Origin of the sequence: Protofrankia symbiont of Coriaria myrtifolia (assembly GCF_900634755.1) — a bacterium.
Classification (GTDB): domain Bacteria; phylum Actinomycetota; class Actinomycetes; order Frankiales; family Frankiaceae; genus Protofrankia; species Protofrankia coriariae.
In genome coordinates, this window is sequence record NZ_CAAAFS010000208.1 from 1 (window position 1) to 18,575 (window position 18,575).

Annotated in this window: 12 protein-coding genes and 3 pseudogenes; 8 read left to right on the forward strand and 7 right to left on the reverse strand. The window is 69.8% G+C overall.

The window, feature by feature from the left end; all coding sequences use genetic code 11:
- Positions 1–249 precede the first annotated feature (249 nt).
- Positions 250–1,313, forward strand: a pseudogene (locus tag CM1CMNOD_RS24020) (MBL fold metallo-hydrolase).
- A 2-nt stretch (positions 1,314–1,315) separates the two neighbouring features.
- Here the strand turns inward: CM1CMNOD_RS24020 and CM1CMNOD_RS11785 are convergent.
- From CM1CMNOD_RS11785 to CM1CMNOD_RS11810, 5 genes are all read right to left on the reverse strand, one after another.
- A complete protein-coding gene (locus tag CM1CMNOD_RS11785) occupies positions 1,316–1,819 on the reverse strand; it encodes an HtaA domain-containing protein (RefSeq protein WP_013873860.1) in 504 nt (167 codons plus the stop codon).
- The gene (locus CM1CMNOD_RS11790; protein ID WP_131772535.1) at positions 1,816–2,037 is read right to left on the reverse strand and encodes a hypothetical protein; all 222 of its coding nucleotides are present in this window, start codon (positions 2,035–2,037) and stop codon (positions 1,816–1,818) included. Before CM1CMNOD_RS11790 ends, CM1CMNOD_RS11785 begins: the two co-directional genes overlap by 4 nt.
- Positions 2,038–2,534: 497 nt before the next feature.
- A complete protein-coding gene (locus tag CM1CMNOD_RS11800; protein WP_013873862.1) occupies positions 2,535–4,208 on the reverse strand; it encodes a DHA2 family efflux MFS transporter permease subunit in 1,674 nt (557 codons plus the stop codon).
- Between the two features lie 281 nt (positions 4,209–4,489).
- Positions 4,490–4,711 carry a hypothetical protein gene (locus CM1CMNOD_RS11805; RefSeq protein ID WP_013873863.1) on the reverse strand — a complete coding sequence of 74 codons (222 nt, stop codon included), beginning with the start codon at positions 4,709–4,711 and terminating at the stop codon, positions 4,490–4,492.
- Between the two features lie 266 nt (positions 4,712–4,977).
- Positions 4,978–5,787, reverse strand: coding sequence for a class I SAM-dependent methyltransferase (locus CM1CMNOD_RS11810; protein ID WP_043606289.1), 810 nt, complete (start codon positions 5,785–5,787; stop codon positions 4,978–4,980).
- Between the two features lie 2,351 nt (positions 5,788–8,138).
- Between CM1CMNOD_RS11810 and CM1CMNOD_RS11815 the strand changes: the two genes are divergently transcribed.
- The 5 genes and pseudogenes from CM1CMNOD_RS11815 (at position 8,139) to CM1CMNOD_RS11835 (ending at position 14,995) form a co-directional block, all read left to right on the forward strand.
- Complete coding sequence (locus CM1CMNOD_RS11815) at positions 8,139–9,623, forward strand: HAD-IB family hydrolase (RefSeq protein WP_013873866.1); 1,485 nt, start codon at positions 8,139–8,141, stop codon at positions 9,621–9,623.
- Positions 9,620–11,472 (forward strand): annotated as a pseudogene (locus CM1CMNOD_RS11820) (lysophospholipid acyltransferase); the annotation flags it as partial. The gene CM1CMNOD_RS11815 and the pseudogene CM1CMNOD_RS11820, both read left to right, overlap by 4 nt.
- 79 nt (positions 11,473–11,551) lie before the next feature.
- Positions 11,552–12,577, forward strand: coding sequence for an NAD(P)H-dependent glycerol-3-phosphate dehydrogenase (locus CM1CMNOD_RS11825; RefSeq protein WP_013873867.1), 1,026 nt, complete (start codon positions 11,552–11,554; stop codon positions 12,575–12,577).
- A 16-nt stretch (positions 12,578–12,593) separates the two neighbouring features.
- On the forward strand, positions 12,594–13,571 hold the full coding sequence (locus CM1CMNOD_RS11830; RefSeq protein ID WP_013873868.1) for an alpha/beta fold hydrolase: 978 nt from the start codon (positions 12,594–12,596) through the stop codon (positions 13,569–13,571).
- Positions 13,568–14,995, forward strand: a complete 1,428-nt coding sequence (locus CM1CMNOD_RS11835) for a wax ester/triacylglycerol synthase domain-containing protein (protein ID WP_013873869.1) — start codon at positions 13,568–13,570, stop codon at positions 14,993–14,995. Before CM1CMNOD_RS11830 ends, CM1CMNOD_RS11835 begins: the two co-directional genes overlap by 4 nt.
- Before the next feature lie 65 nt (positions 14,996–15,060).
- Here CM1CMNOD_RS11835 and CM1CMNOD_RS11840 read toward each other — a convergent pair whose 3' ends face one another.
- Both CM1CMNOD_RS11840 and CM1CMNOD_RS11845 read right to left on the reverse strand, forming a co-directional pair.
- On the reverse strand, positions 15,061–15,876 hold the full coding sequence (locus tag CM1CMNOD_RS11840) for an alpha/beta hydrolase (protein ID WP_013873870.1): 816 nt from the start codon (positions 15,874–15,876) through the stop codon (positions 15,061–15,063).
- 491 nt (positions 15,877–16,367) lie between these two features.
- Positions 16,368–17,099: a metal-dependent hydrolase gene (locus CM1CMNOD_RS11845; RefSeq protein ID WP_013873871.1), complete on the reverse strand. Its 732-nt coding sequence runs from the start codon at positions 17,097–17,099 to the stop codon at positions 16,368–16,370.
- A 235-nt stretch (positions 17,100–17,334) separates the two neighbouring features.
- Here CM1CMNOD_RS11845 and CM1CMNOD_RS11850 point away from each other — a divergent pair, with 235 nt between their 5' ends.
- Positions 17,335–17,712 (forward strand): GntR family transcriptional regulator, encoded by a 378-nt coding sequence (locus CM1CMNOD_RS11850; RefSeq protein WP_013873872.1) that lies wholly within the window; start codon positions 17,335–17,337, stop codon positions 17,710–17,712.
- Positions 17,709–18,534 (forward strand): annotated as a pseudogene (locus CM1CMNOD_RS11855) (ATP-binding cassette domain-containing protein). Before CM1CMNOD_RS11850 ends, CM1CMNOD_RS11855 begins: the two are co-directional and overlap by 4 nt.
- Positions 18,535–18,575: the final 41 nt, after the last annotated feature.

An 18,575-nucleotide genomic window follows, 5' to 3' on the forward strand; every position in this document is an offset into this window, starting at 1 on the left:
ACACTTCGTGCTGCATAGTTAGGACTGTCCACGAAAGTGGGAACCCTCCATTGGACAGAACTCCCACCAGGAGTGACTCCCCCCACCGTCAACCCGGCCACTCCACAACCCGTCCACGATCGACGGGGCTTGGTGGAGCCGAGGCGGGTTCTGAGGATCTTCCATGGGGCGTGGGTGTTTACTATTATTTTGATGTCCAACTATCGGGCGTCCCAGTAGAGGCGTCCCGGTAGAGGCGTCTGGGCCTGGATGCCACGGGGACGAAGGGCGCGTGCCGGCCGAAGGCGACGTCGCCACCGAAGGGGGAACGCCGTGCCGTCAGATTCCCTGCGCATACCTGGTTGGCTGCACTTCCTGGCGGTGGGTTTCCCCAGCGCCAACGTGATCGCGACCAGTGACGGATCTCGCGTGATCTTCGACTCCGGGTTCGGCAGCGACACCTCGCGCATCGAGGACGCGCTGGCCACGGCCGGCATCGGCATCACGGACGTCGAACTGGTCGTGAACACCCACTGGCACAGCGACCACGTCGGCGGGAACGCGCGCCTGCGGGACGTCCACGGGATCGCGGTCGCCGCCGCCCGCGAGGACGCCCAGGTGATCAACAGCCGGCAGGCGGACGCGTGCCTGTCCGCATGGCTCGACCAGCCGGTCGAGCGATACCACGTCGACCACGCTCTCGAGGCCGGGCAGACGCTGCGGGCCGGGCCGTCGGAGTGGGAGGTGGTGCCCACTCCCGGGCACACACCCACCACCTCAGTTTCTACGAGCCGCAGGAGCGGCTGCTCGTCCTCGGGGACGCCATCCACGCCGACGACGTCGGCTGGCTCAACCTCGCCCTGGACGGCCCGGCCGCGATCGATGTCGCGCTCGACACCGTGGCGAAGCTCAGCCGGCTCGCCGTGCGCACGGCCCTGCCCGGCCACGGCGGCCCCATCCTCGACCCGCCCGCGGTCTTCGCGGCGGCGCACACACGGTACGAACGCATGCGCGCGGACCCGCAGCGCGCCGGATGGCACGCCTGCAAACGCATCTTCGCGTTCGCCCTGATGATCCGTGACGGCATCCCGCTGGACGACGTCGACACCTACCTGACGCGGCAGCCGTGGCTCGTCGACCATGCGAGCAAGGTGTTCGACACGGATGCCGAGACGCTGGCGGCCGACCTGCTCGCTCAGATGCGGCGCACCCGCGCGGTCGAGGAACGCGGCGGGCGCCTGCACGTCCGCACGCCGCACCACCCGCCCGCGCGGGACTGGCTGGCGGGTTCTCCCCGACGGGACTGGCTACACGAGTTCACCCCGACCAGATGAGATCATCCCGTCTGGGAGGTGGCCGGCAGGGTGATGCTCAGCGGCTCGAACGGCTCCCCCACGGAGTACACGTTGTTGAACAGCCCAGCGCCCTCGGCCAGCAGCCGCACGTCCGCGGCCTCCCAGGTCTGCAGGCCGGGCGGCGCCGCGCCGGGCCGGGGGGTGAAGCGCACCAGGGGAATCCTCGGCTTCGTTTCGGACTCGAACGGCTCGACGACGTTCAGCTCGGCCTCCGTGCCGCGCAGCACCACGTGCGGGTCGGCGATCCGCACGTACAGCAGCCCGAAATGGCCCTGGAAGCGGACATCGCCGCGGAACGCCCAGAAACCGTCGACGCCCTCGGGTACCGCGGCCGACGGATCCGGCTCGAAGACGAACTCGTCGTTCTCGGCGGGCTGCGCGCCGCCGCTGACGCTGCCCTGACCGTCGGGCATCCGGGCGATGTAGGTGAGGAAGGTCGCCTTGATCCCCCACCGCAGGCCGAGCAGAGGCTCCGTCGCGCTCACCGGGCCACCTCGTAGCGCCCGGCGCCACGCCCTGATGACGACGCCTCCGCCACGCGGCCGCCGGCCAACAGGCTGAAGTACCGCTCACCGCGGCAGGCCTCGGCGTAGTAGCCAGACCGGGCCAGTGGCTCGAGGATGTTCTTCTCGTCCTCGAGGACGGCGACCCGACGCGCCGGCGTCCCCGGACGCTCAGCGAGATCACCTAATTCCATGCTCACGGACTCCCTTCGGCGGTAAGGCTTCAGACGGTACGGACACTGATCAGCGATACCCGACGTCGGTCACGGAACGCGGCGCCCCGGCGCGAGACAGCGCCGGCGGCCACCATCGCCTCGACCGCCTCCGTATCCGTGTTCTCGGTCAGCGCCTCATGGCTGTGCCGCCCGAGGCCCCGAACAGGATCGTGACATCTGCTCGCAGCGTCTGTCTGAAGTGAGCGTAGCGACCGGGCAGTCACGCGGTACGGCCCTCGGAGCAGACGGCCGCGCCGCGGTCGCCCCCGCAACCCGGATCGCCCGGTTGAACCGCCGCATCCGAATGCCACGTCCGCTGAACCCGTCGAAGACAAACTGGCCACCGGCTGACCAGCACGCGCACGCGGGACGCGGGTACCGGGAAAAGCCACCGAAAAGGCCGCCCGGGCCGGCCACTGGTGATCACCTCGACCGCTGGCTGGTAGGCGGTGGGGCCCGGCGTCTCGCCGCCCACCCGCAGGTCACGAAGTCTGGACGGGCTGGCTGATGTTCGGCTCGACGACGGCGGCGGGCAGCCGCGCGGGTCGGCCCGGCAGGAACCAGCCCGCCGCCAGCACCGCAAGCGAGCCGGCGAACACCCACCAGAAAGCCGGGTGGAACGCGGTCTCGACGGATGCCCCGTCCGCCGCCCGACTCTGCAGGATGAGCGCCACGACCGCGATACCGAGCGAAGCACCCAACTGGTTGAGCACGTACAGCGCGGACGTCCCCTGCGCCACCGACTCCGCGGGCAACGTCCGGTACAGCGCCCCCATGGTCGGAGCACCCACGAAACCGAGCCCCAGCCCCGTCCCGAACACGGACACCGCAAGACCAGCCTCGCTGGTGTGCAGCCCGGCCTGTGTGAACACCAGCACGCTCAGCGCGATCGCGAACGCGCCGGCCGGTACCAGCGCCCGGGTACCGACCCGGTCACTGAGCCGTCCCGCGATCGGCATCGCGATGAAGGAACCCACACCCAGCGGCGAGAGCAACAACCCGGCTGCCAACACCCCGTGATCACGAACCTGCTGGTAGTACAACGGCACCAGGAACAGCATCGAGAACAGCATCACCCCGGTGACCGCCATCACCGTGACGCTCGCGCTGAAACCACGGTTGGTGAACAACCGCAGATCGATCAGTGCCGCGCCGCGGACCCGTAGCGCGTACACGACGTAGCCGACAAGCAGCCCACCGCCGATCGCCAGCGTCACCAGCACCCGGGTGGCGCCGAAGCCGGCATCCTCCCCTGCCTGCGACAACGCGTAGACGAGGATGGCGAACGCCGGGCACAGCAGCGCCACCCCGACGACGTCGAGCCGGCTGGCAGCGCGCCCGGCCCGCGGCGGATCGGCCGGCACCACCCGCAGCGACAACACCAGCGCCACCAGCCCGATCGGCAGGTTCACCAGGAACATCCACCGCCAGTCCAGACTCTGAATGATCACACCGCCGACAATCGGGCCGAGGACGGGACCCAGCGGGATGACGACACCCATCAGCCCCATCACCCGCCCCACCCGGGAGGGGCCCGCCGTGCGCGCCAGCAGCGTGAGCATGATCGGATCCAGCATGCCGCCCCCGAAGCCCTGGATCACCCGGAAGATGATCAGAGTTTCGATCGAGGGGGCCAGCCCGCTCGCGAGCGAGCCGACGAGGAAGACCGACAGCCCCGCAAGCCACATCCGCCGGCTGCCGAACCGGTCCGTGGCCCAGGCGCTGAGCGGGATGGCCACGGTCACCGCGAGCAGATAGCCGGTGGCGACCCATCCGACCGTGCTCAACGAGGTGTCGAAGTGCCGCCCGAGGGTGTCGACCCCGACGTTGACGATCGTGCCGTCGAGCAGCCCCATCAGGCCGCCCAACAGCAGTACCCCGATCAGCCGCAGCAGCGCGGAATCCAGACGGTCGCCCTGTTCCTGAACCATGAGCACCTCGATCTCGTACCGAAAAATGTACTGGACAGTACAAATTACTGTACAGACAAAGAGCGCTTCAACGGTGAGGGAACCTACTGGTACCTGCCCGCCCCCACCGCGGGCGATGACGGGCGCACGGCCGTCGCCACCTGCCTGCGCGCCCTGCTCGACACGCTGAACGACGCCGACAGGAGCGGGAACGAAGCCCGTCCGGACGGCCTCGAGCCGGAGCACGCCGAGCCGGCCTCCCTGCGCCCGCGCCCGATGCCTCCGACGACGAGATCTTCGACTTCATCGACAACGCGTTGGGAGCCTCCTGGCGAGAAAAGAGAAGAGAGCTCCCGGCGGAAAAACGGACCGCGAAAACAGCCAAATCGCAGGAACGAAGCGTGGGAACGGACTGCGCCTACCCCGCCTGACGCTGTTTGTCGCAAAGCCGCCTGTTGCAACGTGCCGCCTGTTGCAACGCCGCCTTCAGGCTCGACCTGTGATGTGGTGGCGGCCGACATGGCCGGTCAGGGCCGTTCCGCCGGCTGCGCTCCCACCGTCCGTGCCCCGCCGTCCGCACTTCCGTCGTCTGTGGTTCCGCGGTCCGCGGCCCCGCTGTCCGTGATCCCGGTGGCCTGACGGACCGCGACCTGGAGGATGTCGGTGAGCACGGCCTCGTCGTTGTCCAGCCAGTACTCGGCGTCGAACTCGTCGACTTTCCCGGCGGCCACACCGGTTTCGTCAGCCACCCCGACGCGTTCACCAGCCGGCTCGTCGAAGTCCTGACAGCATCCCGACCGGCATGACCTCGTCCGTCCGCAGGGACGTGGAACGAGACCGCCCCCACATCCGTGCTGCCGGCCAGCACCTCGCGACTGTGCCGGCGGCGCCGAGCACCAGCAGGCGACCGTCCGCCGAACCGTGGGTACAGCGAGGGCGGCTACGAGCGGGCTGGCTCCTGGGTCAGGCGAGTACCGGTGCCCGAAGCGCGGTGTGATCCGGGCGGCGGCACCCGTCAGAACTCCAGCCGGTAGAAGACCGCCATCCTTCTCAGCGCGGGGAACAGCTTCGCCACCCTGGCCAGCAGGCGGTAGCCCGTCGGCAGCTTCTCATAGCCGTCGATGTCGAAAGCGCCCGTGGCTGTCACGCACCGCAGCTGACGATCAATCGCCTCAAGCTCCGCGCAACCGTCCATGCCCCACGAGACGGTCGCCCCCGCAACCCGGATCGCCCGGTTGAACCGCTGCATCCGAATGCCACGTCTACTGAACCCGTCGAAGACGAACTGGCCACCGGGAAAATGGTTCACGATCCGCCGGAAAAGCGCCTCGCCCTCGTTCTTCCTCAGATACATCGTCAGGCCCTCGGCGACCACCAACACAGGAAGATCACCCGCTACCCGCGTCAGCCAGGACGGATCGGCGACGGACGCGCCAATCGTCTCGTAACCCTCACGCGACGGATATATCTGCCGGCGAAGGTCAATCACATCGGGATAGTCCACGTCGAACCACCGCACGCCGGGGCCGGGGTCGACGCGGTGGACACGCGTGTCCAGGCCGCAGCCCAGGTGCAGCACGGTGCTCTTCGGATGCGCGGCGAGGAACTCGCGGGTCCACCTGTCGAAGTGCCTGGCCCGGAGCGCAACGGCGGCCTGCTCACCGCGCCGCAGCCCGGTCCTGGTGAAGTCGAAATCGATCCGTCTGACGATTTCCAGCGCCATCGTGTCGTGCAGAATGGAGCGGGGCGACTCGGCGTCGAGCGCCCTGCCGTACAACGTCGCGAGCAGCGTGGCCTTCTCACCCGTGAGGCGCACTTCCGGCACGGACACGACACCATGCTACGCGGCCACCAGGGGCGCTCCCGCTTCCGGTCCGTTTCCGGCTGACAGGCCCACGGCCTCGATCGAAGGGGATTCCGACGGTCGCGACGCCTTCCACCGGCCGTGATCGGGTCCGAATCCTGTTGCCCGTCCGCCGGTACAACCGCGACAGGACGGTAGGTCAGGATTTCTGCACCAAAAACATGAAGCGGGACACGTACGATGGATATCCCGAAAAAGACCGCCCGTGAATTCAGCGTCGGTATGACGACGTTCACGCGCGTGGCACCTGACCGACAGGAACCCCCCGGGGGTACCTACGGCACGCGACCCCAGGTCGACGGGCTGGACATCACCGACCGCTTCGTCCCGGCCGACTCGGGTGATGTGCCGGTGCGGGTACGGGTCACCGGCCGGCCAGAAAAAGTCGGCCAGGCCAGCCAGACCAGCCAGGCCGGCCAGACCTGCCAGCGGTCCGCTGGCGATCATTCCAGCCGCCAACCGGTGGATGACGGAGCCCGGCTGCCCGCCGTCCCCGAAGCCCTGGCTCACCCGGAAGCGGAAGCACGCCGATCAGCCGCGGCGGCGCGGGATCCAGACGGTCGCCTGTTCCTGAGCCACGAACACCTCGATTTCGTATCGAAAAATGTACTAATAAGTACAAATTATTGTACAGATAGAAAACATGTTAGCGACGAGGGAGTCCCGCCACACGACACGGCGGAGGACTCCCCCAGCCGTCGGACAGCCATCGGGCCATCGGGCCATCGGGCCATCGGACAGTTGTCGGCACGGCCATGGGCGGGAAGCCCGGTCGCGTCCGATCAGCGGCGTATCAAATGTGATGGCCGCCACATTCGGACGACGATTCGCAACCCTTCGCTATTGACGCCGTCACTTTCCGGATTTTCTGCCGACATGTCCAATTTCCCCACGAGGCGACGGACAGCCATTCGACGGAGTGGATCCGACCCGGCGGCCGGGTCGGATCCACTCCCGAATACAGATGATCTTCCAGGATTCGACGTCGCTGCTGGACCCCCACCGTCCTGGACCCCACCGTTCCGTCGCCGAGAAGCTGGCCGTCCACCGCCGCTCGCACGCCCGCGGCCGGTGCGCCGACAGGGAACCAGCGCTGCGCCCGGTGGCTCCCGACCACCAGGTCGGGAGCCACCACCCCGGCCGAAGCCACCCCGCCCGGTTCCCGCCGCCGGGCTTTGGCGACTGTCTGATCTCAGTGTGCCTGCGGTAGCGGTTTTCATGGTCGTGAGGGCTCGTGAGGGCTCGTGAGGACTGGGGTATCCATTGGCCGAATGGCGACGCCACCGGTTGCAACACTCCTCGACGATGTCGAACAGGGCGGTACGGGTCTCCGTGTGGGTGGCGAAACGGATGCGATCGGGAAGCTCGCATTCCAGAGTGATGAAGAACGGCCGGTGACCGCATTGTCGTAGCGGCCCCAACCGTTCCGACGGAACGGCGCACACCATGCGCCGCACACAGCGCAACGAATTCCCAAAGATGCTGGCAGCCCCGGTCGGAGTGGTATACGAACCCGCACGGGACGGGCCGCGGGGCCATACCCGGCGGCCAGTGACCAGGTGACTCTTCCGCTCGGTGGCGGGGACGTAGAAGACGTCCGCGGCCCGGACCCAGCTCGGACCCGGTTCGGTGCCGAACCGGCGCGATCACGGCCGACCAGACCAGGCAGCGGACAAGCGCCACGGGCCCGGAGCGGGGCCGGCCCATCGGTGCCGGTGGACCCCTACGGCCCAACCCTCCTCGTCCGCAGAGTGGCCTGCTTGCAGTCGCTTGCGGCCGCAAGCGGGCCGTCCGGGGCGTGCCGTGGGCCGTCCGAGGCGTGACGCGTGTCGCGGTGGTCGTCGGGCGACGGCGCAGCCGGTCCGGGTAGGCCCGCCATCCGCCGGCGGAATTCGGACGTGTGCGTCGATTGTGATCCATGTGTGATGGCTGTGATCCCGACATCCGAACTCCCTCCCGAGATAACCACTCCAAAGCATCAGAACACGGACCAAACGGATCAAATTTGTGCACCCCATGACGAACACACCACCCGGCCACACCACACCAAAGATCAACAACGAATCACTTGACAAACAAAGCCCTGGGGCGTCTGCCACTAAAACTGGACACAGCATTGCCATTTCGTTCTGACCGCTGTAAGAACCGTTGTAAGACATGAACGAAGTGCGTGTGCGCGATCCACTCCGCGACCGGGCCACGCAGACGTTGAACCGCGCCCAATCCAGGACGGCATCGATGATTCATTATGTCATCCGCAAGAGTTCACACCCCGACGACGGCCGCCCCGGCCCGGCGCTCGGCTACGGGCGATGACCGCCGCGGTCGACGAGCTGACGGAGGCGATCCGTCGCGGTCCGAAGGGCCCGCACGTAGGTGCGTTCTTCGACTTCGACGGGACCCTCATCGAGGGCTATTCCGCGCGGGCGCTCTACGCCCGGCGGTTGCGCAGCTTCGAAGTCGGGCCGGACGAGCTGCTGCGGATCGCACTGGCCGCCGTGCGCGGGCCACTGGACGAGGCAGGCTTCACCTCGCTGTTGGAGACCGGTCTGCGCGGCTGGGCCGGACGCACCGAGGAGGAACTGCTCGCCCTCGGCCGGGAACTGTTCGCGAGCGAGATCGCCGGTTCGCTGTTCCACAGCGCCTGGCGACTGGTCCGGACACATGTCAACCAGGGCCACACCGTGGTGATTGCCACGTCGGCGACCCGTCTGCAGGTCCAGCCGATGGCTGACGAGCTGGGAGTCGAGCACGTCCTGTGCACCGAACTGGAGCAGGAGGGCGGCGTCGTCACCGGGCATGTCGCCGGCCGCGCCCTGTGGGGCGACGGGAAGCTCGCCGCGGTGACCGCGTTCGCCGCCGGGCACGGCATCGACCTCACGGTCAGCCACGCGTACGCCAACGGCGACGAGGACGTGCCCTTTCTCGGCGCGGTCGGATATCCGCACCCGGTGAACCCGCAGCCGGTGCTGGCCACCGAGGCGCGACGGCGGGAATGGCCCGCACTGGAGTTCACCCGCAGGCACAACCAGCTCGACCCGCTGCCCGCCGTACGGACCGCGGCCATGTTCGGCACCCTGTTCGCCACGGCGGGGGCCGGGATCGTCGCGGGGGTGCTCACCCGTGACCGGCGCTACGGCGTCGACCTGATGACGTCGCTGTTCGGGGATGTCGCGTCCGCGGTGGGGAACATCCGCGTCGATGTCGTCGGCGAGCACAACGCGTGGTCGCACCGTCCGGCGGTGTTCCTCATCAACCACCAGAGCACGCTGGTCGACTTCGTGGTCACCTCCCGTGTGCTGCGACGGGGGTTCACCGCGGTGGCGAAGGCGGAGGTGCGGCGGATGCCGGTGGTGGGCACCCTGTTCGGCCTGGCCGGGGTCGCGTTCGTGGACCGGGGGAGCTCGACGAAGGCGATCTCGGCGCTGGAACCGGCGGTCGAGATGCTGCGCTCCGGCACGTCGGTGGTCATCGCCCCGGAGGGCACCCGGTCGTTCACCCCGCGGGTGGGCCCGTTCAAGAAAGGCGCCTTCCACCTGGCCACCGCCGCCGGGGTGCCGATCGTGCCGATCGTCATCCGCAACGCAGGAGAGATCATGTGGCGTAACGCCCGGACGGCTCGGGAGGGCCGGATCGAGGTGGCTGTCCTGCCCCCGATCCCCACCGAGGGCTGGACCCGTACCGACATCGACGCGGCGGCCACCCATGTGCATGACCTCTACGTCGACACGTTGGATCACTGGCCGGGCACCGCCAACGCGGAGCCTGCCGAGGACATAACCGGGAGCCCGCGATGATCCACGCCATCGAGACGGCCCGTGACCTGGTCGCCCGGCCCGGCCGGGCGAGCCTCAGCGACCCACGGGCGGGCGACCCGCCCGTGGTCACCGCGCTGCTCACCAGCCCGGGGTTCCTCAGCGCGCTCGACGGCCTGGCCAAGCGGCTCGGCAAGGACGAGCAGGCCGTGCGCGCGGAGGCGGCCGGCTACCTGCGCGAGATGTCCGCGGTGCACGACCCGGTGGTCGCCGGTACGTGGGAGCGTTTCGCGCGCTGGATGGTACGTGGGTACGACATCCTCGCCGACGACAACGCGCTCGCCGAACTGCGCAGGCTGGACCGGCGCCACTCGTTGATCTTCCTCATCTCGCACCGGTCGTACCTGGACGAGTTCGCCCTGCCTCCGCTGTTAGTGCGCGCCCGCCTCGACCCCCCCCCTACGGCCTGGCGGGCGCCAACCTGAACTTCTTCCCGCTCGGCACGATCGCCCGCCGGATCGGCATGGTCCACGTCCGGCGAGCCACGACGGACATCCCCGTCTACCGGCTCGCCCTGCGCTCCTACGTCGGGCACATGGTGGGCGCGGGGGTCAACCTGATGTGGTCGATCGAGGGTGGACGGACACGGACCGGAAAGCTGCGTCCCCCACGCCACGGCCTCCTGCGCTACGTCAGCGACGCCCTGGAGTCGTCCGAGCTGGCGGACGCGCTCATCGTGCCGGTCTCCATCCTCTACGACCAGCTGCCGTTCCACGAGGTGGCACGGATGGCCCAGGAAGCACGCGGCACTGCCAAGCAGCCGGAGGACCTGCGCTGGCTGATCGGGTATGCGCGCGGTCTGAAGACACGGCTCGGCGGCATCCACATCGACTTCGGCACGCCGATCCCGCTGCGTGAACGGCTCCAGGCCTACCGCGCCGACGGGGTGGAGGACGGGCAGCTCGTCGAGCGGGTCGCGCTGGAGGTCTGCCACCGCATCAACCGCACCACGCCGGTGACCGCGACCGCGGCCGTCTGCGTCGCCATGCTGGGTGCCGACCGGGCGCTGACGCTCGACGAGGTCTGCGCGACGGTGGCTCCGCTCGCCCGGTACCTGAGCAGGCGAGGATGGCCGGTTGCCGCCGCGTCCGACCTGACCGACCGCTCGACGGTACGGCGCACGCTGCAGGACCTCGTCAACTCGGGCGTGCTGACCTGCTTCGCCGGCGGGCCGGAGACGGTGTGGGGCATGGCCGCCGACCAGCATCTGGTGGCCGCGGTGTACCGCAACAGCGCCGTGCACGTGCTGCTCGTGCGGGCCATCGCCGAGCTGGCGCTGCTCTCCATCGCCCGGCACGGCGGCGGCACGCTGCGGGGGGCCTGGGAGGAGGCGCTGGAGCTGCGGGAGCTGCTCAAGTTCGACTTCTTCTTCGCCGCGCGCGCGGAGTTCGCCGAGGAGCTGTGGAGCGAAGTAGAGATCATGGCGGGCGGGACGCGCCCGAGCGAGGTCAGCCCGGCCGACGCCGAGCGGTGGCTGCGCGACGCGGCGCCGCTGGTGGCGCATCTGGTCCTGCGGCCGTTCATCGACGCCTACCGGGTGGTCGCCGAGCAACTGGTGCTCGCCGACGACGATGCCGATCTCGACGAGGACCGGTTCTTCGCCGACTGTCTGGACCTTGGCAGGCAGTGGGCGATGCAGCGCCGGGTGGCGAGCGAGGAGTCGGTGTCCGCGGAGATGTTCCGCACCGCGCTGAAGATGGCCCGCCACCGCGGCCTGCTCGAGCCCGGCGCGGACCCACACGAGCTGGTGGCCCGACGGCGCGCGCTCGCGGTCCAGCTCGACCGCGTCCTGCACGCCGTGCAGGAGATCGCGACGTTGGGCGCGACGTCCGCGGTGGTGCCGCCCGGGCCGCAGGCATCGCTGCGGAGCGTTCCCGACGGGGTCGTTTCCGACGGGGTCGGAGGCTGACGTGGGATACGTGCGCCGCAGAGCGCCGCGGATCGCCGTCGTCGGCGCCGGTTCCTGGGGTACCACGGTGGCCGCGATCCTGTCCCGGAGCGCGACGACCACGATCTGGGCCCGGTCGTCCGACGTGGTGAACGACATCGAGAAGAACCGGCGCAACAGCCGCTACACCGGCGACGCCGTCCTCCCCGACGAGCTGCGCGCGACGAGCTCGCTGGAAGAGGCGGTGTCCGACGCGGACACGATCGTGATGGGGGTGCCCTCCCACGGGTTCAGCGCGATCCTGGAGCAGGCCGCGCCGTACGCGCGGCCGTGGGTGCCGGTGGTCAGCCTGGTCAAGGGGCTTGAGCAGGAGACCGACCGGCGGATGACCGAGATCGTCGCCGACGTCCTGCCCGGGCATCCCGCGGGTGTGCTCGCCGGGCCGAACATCGCGAAGGAGATCCTCGACGGCTACGCGGCCGCGGCGACGCTCGCGATGCCGGACGTGAGCACCGCCGCTCAGCTGGCCGACCTGTTCCGCACGCCCCGCTTCCGGATCTACTCCACCACCGATGTCATCGGGGTCGAACTGTGCGGGCCGCTGAAGAACGTCTTCGCCATCGCCGCGGGCATGGGCGACGGCGCCGGAGCCGGCCACAACACCAAGGCGATGGTGATCACCCGGGCGGTGCGGGAGATGACGCTGCTTGGCGAGGCGCTGGGCGGCGAACCCGTCACGTTCTATGGCCTGGCGGGCACCGGAGACCTCATCGTGACCTGCACGAGTCCGCTCAGCCGTAACCGGTGTGTCGGCGAGGCGCTCGGCCGGGGGCAGACGATCAGTCAGGCTATGGCTGGGATGAAACAGGTGGCCGAGGGGGTGCGCAGCGCCAGCGTCGTCATGCGGCTTGCGGCCAGGGCGGGCGTCGAGCTGCCGATCGCACGCGAGGTCGACGCCGTGGTCAACCACGGCTCGACCGCCCGCGACGCCTACCGCGGTCTGCTGAAACAGGCTCCCGGCCACGAGGTGCGGGGGACAAGTTGGTGAAGCTGAAGGGTGAGTCATGGTAAATGCGAAGTGGGGAATCGTGGCGGTCACGGGCGGTGCCGTCTCCGCGGCGGTGCTACGGCGCCGGCTGTCCCAGGCGGCGGTGCGTGACCAGGAGCCACCGCAGCTCCCCGCACCCCGGTACCGCGCCGGATCAGGCTCGCCCCTGCTGTTGCTGCACGGTGTCGGCGGTACGTGGCCCGCCTGGGACCCGGTGTTGCCGCTGCTGGAGCCGCACCACGACGTCCTCGCTCCGACCCTGCTGGGCCACGGCGGCGGGGAGCCGCTCCCGCCGGGGGTCCCGGTCACGCTCGACGTGCTCGTCGACGGGGTGGAGGCCGAGCTCGACCGGGCCGGCTGGGACCGCGTGCACGTCGTCGGCAACTCCCTCGGCGGCTGGATCGCCATCGAGTTGGCCCGCCGCGGCCGCGCCCGCTCACTGGTGCTGTTCAGCCCGGCCGGGGCGTGGACCTCACAATGCCGGATCGCCGCGGTGGCACTGGGTATCCGCCTGTCCGTGGCCACGCTGGCGCGGTACTCGGCGCACGCCGACCTGATCGCGGACACCCCGTGGCTGCGCCGTCTGCTCCTGGCGACACAGGTGGCGCACCCCGAGCGGGTCGACCCGCAGGCGGTGGCCCTGACCATCCGGGCCAGCGCCCACGCCCCCGCCGTCGACCCGCTCCTGCGCACCCTGCCGCACGCCCACCTCCAGCCGCTGCCCGCCGACCATGACTACCCGATACGGGTCGTGTGGGCGCGGCCGGACCGGGTCATCCCCTTCGAGCACTTCGGCGTGCCGATGCTGGAGCGGCTGCCGGGGGCCGAGCTGATCCAGCAGCCGGGTATCGGTCACGTCCCGATGTACGACGAGCCTGCCACGGTCGCCCGGCAGATCCTCGAGATCGCCGCCTCCGTGGACCAGACGAGACCGGAAACCGCTTCCGTGGACCAGACGCGGCCGCAAGCCGAGCCCAAGGGAGCAGCCCTATGACCGACCACAGCCCCCCGGCCATCGGCGCCGCCCGCTTGAGCTGGGGCGGCCCGGCGGACATGAGCTGGTGGGAAGCCCTGATGTGGCGCGCGGAGGGCGACCTGCGCACCCGCTCCTCCGGGGTCCTGGTCGAGATCCTCGACAGGGCCCCGGAGTGGGAACGCCTGCGCGCGGCCCACGATCGGCTCACGCTGCGGGTGCCCCGCTTACGCGAGCGGGTGATCGAGCCGCTGCTGCCGCTCGTTCCTCCGGCGTGGTCGCCGGACCCGCACTTCGACCTCGACTACCACCTCCAGCGGATCCGGGTGCCCGGCGACGGCTCCAACAGCGAGCTGTTCGAGATCGCCGCCGCCGCGGCGGCCCGGCCGTTCGACTCGAACCGGCCGCCGTGGGAGGCCACGCTCGTCACCGGCCTGCGTGACGGCCGCGCCGGTTACCTCCTGAAGCTGCACCACAGCCTGACCGACGGGCTCGGACTGGTCCAGCTGCTCAACCTCACCCACGGGCGCGGCCCCGAACGGGAGGAACCCGACTCAAGCCCGCTCCCGCCACCTCGGCCGGTGGAGACACCCATCTCGCTGCTGGCCGGGCGGCTGCCGGGCGTCCTGGCCGGAGCGGCGGGCTCGGCGGCCCGGGGTGCCGTGCGGACGCTCGGGCGGGTGGTTGCCGACCCGGTCGGCACGGCTGTCGACACCGTCCGCTTCGGGGCGTCGCTGCGCCGCGTGCTGACCCCGCCCGACGTCGCGCGGTCACCCGTGTTGAACAACGACGGCACCGGCTACCGGCTGATCGCCCACGACGTGCCACTCGAACAGCTCAAAGCGGCGGGACGGGCCGCGGGCGGCACCGTCAACGACGCGTTCCTGGCCGCGCTGCTGGGCGCGTTCCGCCGGTTCCACGAGCACCACGACGTCTTCGTCGACCAGATACCGATCGGCATGCCGGTGAGCCTGCGCACCGACAACGACCCGATGGGCGGCAACCGGTTCGCCGGGGCCCGGTTCGCCGTCCCGGTAGGCGATCCCGACCCCCGGGTACGGATCGCCGCGATCCGCGCCGCCGTGGCGACGGCCCGCACCGAGCCCGCGATCGGGTTCCTCGACCTCATCGCGCCGGTGCTCGGCCGGCTCCCCCGCGCCCTGCTGATCGAGATCGCGGGCAGCATGACCACCGTGTCGGACCTGCAGGCCTCCAACCTCGCCGGCATCGGGCGCAGCCTCTACCTGGCAGGCTCCCGCGTGCTGCGGGTCTACCCGATGGGCCCACGGCCGGGAGTGGCCGCGATGGTGACCATGCTGTCCTACGAGGGCACGTGCTGCGTGGGGATCAACGCCAACCCCGACGTGATCGACGACGAGAAGGTCTTCGCGGCCTATCTGCGCGACGGCTTCGACGAGGTGCTGGATCTGGCTCGCGGGCTGTGACGGCCCGCGAGCTGTGACCCGCAGGATGCCGCCGACCCCGTCCGGTGTCGGCGGCATCCGCCGCGTCACCGCGCGGGCACGGCCTCCCGCACAAAGGCGACGACGTCGTCGAGAACCTCGTCCGAGTTCGTCTCGTTGAAGATCTCGTGCAGGGCTCCCGGGTACACCTTCTGCCGCAGGTTCGAACCGCCGATGCGCTCGAACGCCGCGCGGGTCTCGGCGAGCGGGGCCAGCGGGTCGAGCTCGCCGTGTATCCACAGCGTGGGCAGGTCCCCGAGGCCCGGGCCGGCCGCGATCGTGGCGACGACGTCCTTGAGGGTCTGCAGCGACTCACGGTGGAACGGGCCGTGGTAGACCAGCGGGTCCGCCGCGTAGGCCGCGCCGACCGCGGGATCGCGTGAGAGCGCGGCCGGGTCGAGCGGAACGTCCGGAATCGGGTCCAGGTCGAGCAGGGCGGTGATCGCCGGGTTGCCGCCGATCACCGGGCCGGAGAGCACCAGCGCGTCCACCGGGCCGACGGCGCGCTGCACGTACCGCACCGAGACGATGCCGCCCAGCGAATGGCCGATGAGGACCACCGGCAGACCGGGGTGTTCCGCCGTGGCGTGCTTCGCGACCGTGCCCAGGTCGGTGACGATGTCCTCGAGCAGCTCGACGTGTGCCCGCTCGCCCTCGGAACGGCCGTGCCCGATGTGGTCGGGCGCGTACACCGCGCCGCCGGCATCGCTGAGCCTGCGCGCCACGTGGTCGTAGCGGCCCGCGTGCTCGCCGTACCCGTGGGCCAGCAGCGCGACGAACGACGGCTGCTGCGCGCTCCAGCGGTGCAGCGCGAGCGCGCCGTGGCTGCCCGCGAGGGTGGTGATCGTGCCAGGGCTGGTCATGCCGTTGCCTCCTCGCGGCGCGCGAGCGCGCGCGGCCGGAACCTCTGTCTCTTGCCGATGGCTGTCTGTCTCTTGCCGGGGGCTGTCATGGGTGGCTCGTCAACCAGCTCGCGCCGCTCGGGGAGCCTGTGGCTGTCGACCCGTCCGGCCAGCATCCGCGGCGATACGTCCGAGATGTGGCAGAGCCGCACACAGGGGTGACCCGCCGGCCACCCGCTGGTTGATCATAGAACGATATAACCAGAAATCCTATTGATCAAAAAGTGATAGAATCAAAAATTCAGAAGTCGGCTGGTTCGGCGCGGATGGTCCTGGCCCTCATGGACTCTCGTGACGTTCGCGGGACGGCCGCTCACCACGACCGCACCGTCACCGCGTTCGACCCAACGCAGTAACCCGGCCCACCCGTGCCAACCGGCGGTATCACGACGCATCAGATCGACCTACGTGCCACGGCATGTCAGGTGGACGAACAGGCGACCTACCGCTGGTCAGCCGGTGAGCGGGGAGAACGGGATCCCGTCCGACACGGTCCACGCGGTCAGGGCGATGGCGGCGACGGCCAGCAGCGGTATGACCACCCGTTCCTCGGCCCTGCCGCCCGTCCGGGGGATCAGAGGGATCTCCATCCGCCGGCCGACCGGCCAGAGCAGGGGGCAGCCGCGCGGGGTCAGGCAGTCCCCGGCCAGATGGGCGAGGCATCCCAGTGCCACCGCGTAACCGGCGAAGCTCATGTCGAGATCGTGCATGAGGAAGACCGCGAGCCCGGCGACCACGCAGTCGATGACGGAGGACAGGCGCCCCTGCCGTTCGAAGTCCAGTCCGAGACCGCGCAGCCCGAAGCCGACGAGGACGAACAGCGCGGCCCACCAGGCGTACTCGGCGTGGACGGCCAGCGTGCTCATGAGCGCGCCCATGGCGAGCGCGAACAGGATCGAGTGGGTGGCGTGCCGGTGGCCGCCGCTGGCCCGGCCGATCAGCTTGCACATCGTGTGGGTGACCGGCCCGAAGGTGTTGGCGATCCGGCCGCTGGGATGGTCGATGTCGGGCAGCAGCGCCGCGCCCGCGGACACCACCGCGCCGGCGGCCAGCTGGGCGGTGGACAGGGACCCGGTGTGTAAGCCCAGCAATCGCTGCGAGCCCAGCCACTCCCCCCGGGACAGCGCGGGCGCGGCCGCCAACCAGACCACCGCCCCGCTCAGCACGTGCGTCCGCCCCATCATGAAACGTCAACCTCAGTGATCGGCACCGACGGACTATAAACCGTCCCCTCTCCGATCTTCACAACCCCCAGGCGGAACCGCGTTGCAGGCGGCTGCGCGGCGCCTCGCAGCGGCTCTGCTCCGTCATCTCACCTGCCCTTGACGGGATCAGCTTCGTCGGTGCCATAGTAAAGTAACTAACCAATGAACCAACTAGCCAATGAACCGTCCCACTGTCGAGAGCTGGAGGGTCGATGTGCTCGATGACGGAGCACCGCTGTTCACCCAGATCGCCGAACGGCTGGCTGACCAGATCGCCGATGGCGCCCTCGCGGAGGGCGAACGGGTGCCGTCGACCAACGAGCTGGCCGCCTACCACCGGATCAATCCCGCCACCGCGGCCAAGGGCATCAACGTGCTGACCGACGACGGGCTGTTGGAGAAGCGCCGAGGGATCGGCATGTTCGTGGCGGCCGGCGCCCGTGAGCGACTGCTCGCGGAACGCCGCAAGCGGTTCGCCGAACGCTACGTGCAGCCGCTGGTTGCCGAAGCGCACCGGCTCGGGTTCGACGCCGACGAACTGGTGACGCTGATCCGGGAAGCCAGCCACACCGAGGAAGGGATCAGACCATGACCGCGACGATCTCGGTGGCCGGTCTGACCCGCCGCTACCGCGACCACCTCGCCCTCGACGACGTCACGCTCACCGTCGAAGGGCCGTCCATCACCGGGCTGCTGGGCCGCAACGGCGCTGGCAAGACCACCCTGCTGCGCATCGTCGCGCCCAGGAGTTCCCCTCGGCCGGGCAGGTTCTGGTGCTCGGTGCCAGCCCGATCGAGAATGACGCGGTCCTTCGCCGCATGGTGTTCGTCCGCGAGGACCAGACCTTCCCCGACATCAGGGTCCGCCACGTCCTGAAGGCGGCCTCGTGGTCCTGTCCGAACTGGAGTGCCGAACTGGCCGAGACGCTGATCGGCGATTTCGGCCTGGCGGCACGAGCCGAGGTGACGCTGTTCGACGAGCCCTACGCCGGTCTCGACGCGGTCGCCCGCCAGCTGTTCTACGACCGTCTGCTCGCCGAGTACGCCGAGCACCCCCGTGCGATGGTGCTGTCCACCCATCTGATCGACGAGGTCGCCGGACTGCTGGAGCGAGTCGTGGTGATCGACCGCGGACGGGTCGTTCTCGACGCCGACACCGACGACCTCCGTGGCGCGTTCGTGACCGTGAGCGGCCCGGTCGCCGCGGTGGAGAGCTTGTCGCCGGCCGCCCTGTCTGGGATCGCCGCAGGGTCGGCGCCCAGGAGACCGTCGTCGTCGCCGGGGCCCTCGAGGAGGGTGACCTGCGCTGCGCCCGCGACCTGCACCTGCGCCTGGAGCCCCTGTCGCTGCAGCAGGTGATGGTCCACGCCTCGGGCCGGGCCCGCGAGGAGCAGCACGAGAGGACAAGCGCATGACCACCTGGCGCACTGTCAGCAACACCGCCCGTTATCATCTC

What these genes read in the sequence shown, in the direction of transcription:
- CM1CMNOD_RS11830 (WP_013873868.1), top strand. Translation starts at nt 12,594, where the DNA reads ATGGTAAATGCGAAGTGGGGAATCGTGGCGGTCACGGGCGGTGCCGTC.
- CM1CMNOD_RS11840 (WP_013873870.1), bottom strand. Translation starts at nt 15,876, where the DNA reads ATGACCAGCCCTGGCACGATCACCACCCTCGCGGGCAGCCACGGCGCG.
- CM1CMNOD_RS11845 (WP_013873871.1), bottom strand. Translation starts at nt 17,099, where the DNA reads ATGATGGGGCGGACGCACGTGCTGAGCGGGGCGGTGGTCTGGTTGGCG.
- CM1CMNOD_RS11835 (WP_013873869.1), top strand. Translation starts at nt 13,568, where the DNA reads ATGACCGACCACAGCCCCCCGGCCATCGGCGCCGCCCGCTTGAGCTGG.
- CM1CMNOD_RS11815 (WP_013873866.1), top strand. Translation starts at nt 8,139, where the DNA reads ATGACCGCCGCGGTCGACGAGCTGACGGAGGCGATCCGTCGCGGTCCG.